The following is a 2586-nucleotide window of genomic DNA, read 5'->3' as shown; positions in this document are numbered from 1 at the left end:
ACGCACAGCGGCGCACTGACGCGGCTGCTCGGTCCCGCCGCCGGCGAAAAGCTCGCCGCCTTGTCATGGAACCGCGACCCGCGAAAGCTCGAAACGCATCGCCGCGCGCATTCGGCCGGCGCCCAATCGGCGCTGGGCCAAAAACCCGCCGTGGCGCGGATCATCACACCCACTCTGCTGCATCTGGCCGACCGCGTCGCCAGCCGGCTGCGCGCCAAGGCGCGGCCCGGCCGCACGGTGACGGTGCGCGTGCGCTTTGCCGATCTCACCGCCGTCACGCGCTCGATCACGCTCGGCCAGCCGATCTCGGCGACCGCGATGCTGGCCGAGATCGCCGGCGATCTGGTGCGCGGCGTCCTCGCCGACAACCCCCACGAAAGAACGATCTCGCTGCTGGCGATCTCGGTGTCGCATCTTGAGGAAAGCTTCGAGCTGCAGCTCGAACTGCCGCTCGGCCTCGCCGACGAGAAACGCCGGCCCGGCACCCGAAAAGGCCTGGCACGCTTCGACGCCGACCGCGCCATCGACAAGATCCGCGAACGCTTCGGCAAACAGGCGGTCGGCTACGGCACGGTGGCACTGGAAGCGGCGCGCTCCGTGCCCGACGAATTCAGGGAGCTGGCGGAGAAGGAGCTTTGAGGCCAGGGCAAGGCTATGGGCCGGTACGCGAGTAGCGATGGACCCGGACGCCACTAGAGCTTGTCCCGTGCCAGGGCTCGCAGGCTATGCCGTCATGGTCGGCATCGTGAGTCGGCCAATAGCCAGGTTCGCCCCTATGCGCAGAGGCGAGGCCAACGGCACGGGCGGCAGTGCAGTTCGGGAATGCCGCAAGGTGCCTCAGCACCGAGAGAGATGTATCAAACCGAATGCCGATGAAGCCATAGATGATATAGCCCGACAACAGAATGAACGGCGCAAACAAGGCCACCCATCTCAGCCTGCCAAGGCGGCGACGGTGATAGGGTGAAGGCCGTCGCAAGAATGGCAGGAGCATTCCCCGCCAACTCCCCGGTTGGAGTGCCCGAACCAGACTAGCGTCACCCAGGTACAGTAGCAATAACGGTCATCTCCGAACGGTTTCCTGCGTTCAGAGCGCGGCTATTGGATAGCGAAACGCCAGTTCTATGCCTCGCCGTCCCAGTACCGCCTCACAGCTCCCATGTCGAAAATGCCGTCGCGCCGGCGCAAGGCGTCGACCGCCATCTTGTTGGAATCGGGATAGACGCAGACCTCGTTGGGATTTTTCTCGCCGATCATCAGATAGCGGCACGGTTCCGTACCGCTGTTGAGGAAGGAATGCCCGACCGCCAGGCCGGCGGGAAAGCAGACATAATCGCCGGCCTTCATCTCGTGACGCTCCTCGCCAAGCAGCAGCGTCACCTGCCCTTCCAGAATCAGCGCGTGCTCCTCTTCGAGCATGTGGTAGTGCCTGGGCGCCAGGCGCATGCCGGGGGCCGGCGCCTCGATCAGCATGCCGACATGATAGTCTGGTAGTCCCAAAGCCGCATAGGTCAGATGCCTGGACCGGCCGCCGAACCGCGGGCCTTCGCCCTCGACCTTCCATTCGACGGCATCGCTGGCGACAGGCGGGATCGGCACGGCTGGGGGTTTGGTGATACCGGACATCACATCCGACGGCAGCGGATCGCCGGCGGCAAGGCCGGTGTTCTCGCCGTCCCAGTAAGTTCGGGTTGCCGAGAGGTCGAAGATCGCGCGCCTGCCCAGCGCCCGCACCAGGACCTTGTTGGAGGCCGTGTAGACGACCACGTCATTCGGGTTGCGCTCGCCGACGATGACATAGCGGCACGGCGCGTCGCCGGTGTTGATGAGGCAATGCCCCGCCGCGGCACCAGCCGGAAAGCAGATGTAGTCGCCAGTCGTCATGGCATAGGCAGCGTCGCCGACATAAGCGGTCAGCATCCCTTCGAGGATGAAGACATGCTCTTCCTCGAAAATATGGTAATGCGCCGGCGACGTCTGCTTACCCGGCGGCAGTTCCTCGATCGCCACGCCGACATGGTAATTCTCGCCGAGGGCGGCAAGCGAAAGATGCCGGTAGCGCACACCGAAGCGCGGCACATCGGACCATTCCGTCCATGGCACGCTGTCCGATGCGAATGGCACGGGCGCTTTATCGTCTGCCATAGGGCCTCCCTGGTCCTGTCCCCCTGCCCTCGTCGCACTGCCATGCTGCTAGAGGATCCACGACAGGACAAAGCTGCCAGCTTCCGGCTAAACCGCCAAGCGGTGTTCGCGACGCTCCTGACAAAGCCAGACAGGAATCGCTCGCTTCAACCCCTGATCGCCTTGCCGGCCTGCTGCAGCAGCTCGAATGCCGCGAAGCGCTTGGCGTGCCAGCCGGCCAGCGTGGCATCGGGATGATAGACCTCGCCGAGTTCCGACATGCCGGCCATCGCCCGCGTCAGATCCTTGTAGGCACCGGCGGCGACCGCGCCCAGCATCGCCGAGCCGAGCAGCACCGGTTCCGGCGAGGTCGACGCCACCACCACCATGCCTGTGGTATCGGCAAGCAGCTGGCGCCCCAGCGGGCTTTGGCCGGCGCCGCCGCTGACCACGATGGTGTCG

3 protein-coding genes and 1 pseudogene are annotated in these 2586 nt (G+C 65.2%); 1 reads left to right on the top strand and 3 read right to left on the bottom strand.

Annotated features, from left to right (window positions below):
- Positions 1–639 (top strand): annotated as a pseudogene (locus EOD15_RS32455) (DNA polymerase IV); the annotation flags it as partial.
- A gap of 13 nt (positions 640–652) precedes the next feature.
- On the opposite strand, the gene EOD15_RS32450 reads toward EOD15_RS32455, so the two are convergent.
- From EOD15_RS32450 to EOD15_RS32440, 3 genes are all read right to left on the bottom strand, one after another.
- A complete protein-coding gene (locus EOD15_RS32450) occupies positions 653–994 on the bottom strand; it encodes an excalibur calcium-binding domain-containing protein (protein ID WP_127320209.1) in 342 nt (113 codons plus the stop codon).
- 128 nt (positions 995–1122) lie between these two features.
- Positions 1123–2145, bottom strand: coding sequence for a cupin domain-containing protein (locus EOD15_RS32445; protein ID WP_127320211.1), 1023 nt, complete (start codon positions 2143–2145; stop codon positions 1123–1125).
- Positions 2146–2291: 146 nt separating this feature from the next.
- Positions 2292–2586, bottom strand: a 295-nt coding sequence (locus EOD15_RS32440; protein ID WP_245463828.1) for an FGGY-family carbohydrate kinase, incomplete at its 5' end; no start/stop codon positions are given.

Source organism: Mesorhizobium sp. M7A.T.Ca.US.000.02.2.1 (assembly GCF_003996995.1).
GTDB lineage: Bacteria > Pseudomonadota > Alphaproteobacteria > Rhizobiales > Rhizobiaceae > Mesorhizobium.
The sequence above is the reverse complement of the archived record's forward strand: the minus strand, read 5'-3'. Positions and strand labels throughout refer to the sequence as shown.

Excerpts from the sequence above, each read along its gene's own strand:
- EOD15_RS32450 (WP_127320209.1), bottom strand. The coding sequence starts at position 994 with ATGCTCCTGCCATTCTTGCGACGGCCTTCACCCTATCACCGTCGCCGC.
- EOD15_RS32445 (WP_127320211.1), bottom strand. The coding sequence starts at position 2,145 with ATGGCAGACGATAAAGCGCCCGTGCCATTCGCATCGGACAGCGTGCCA.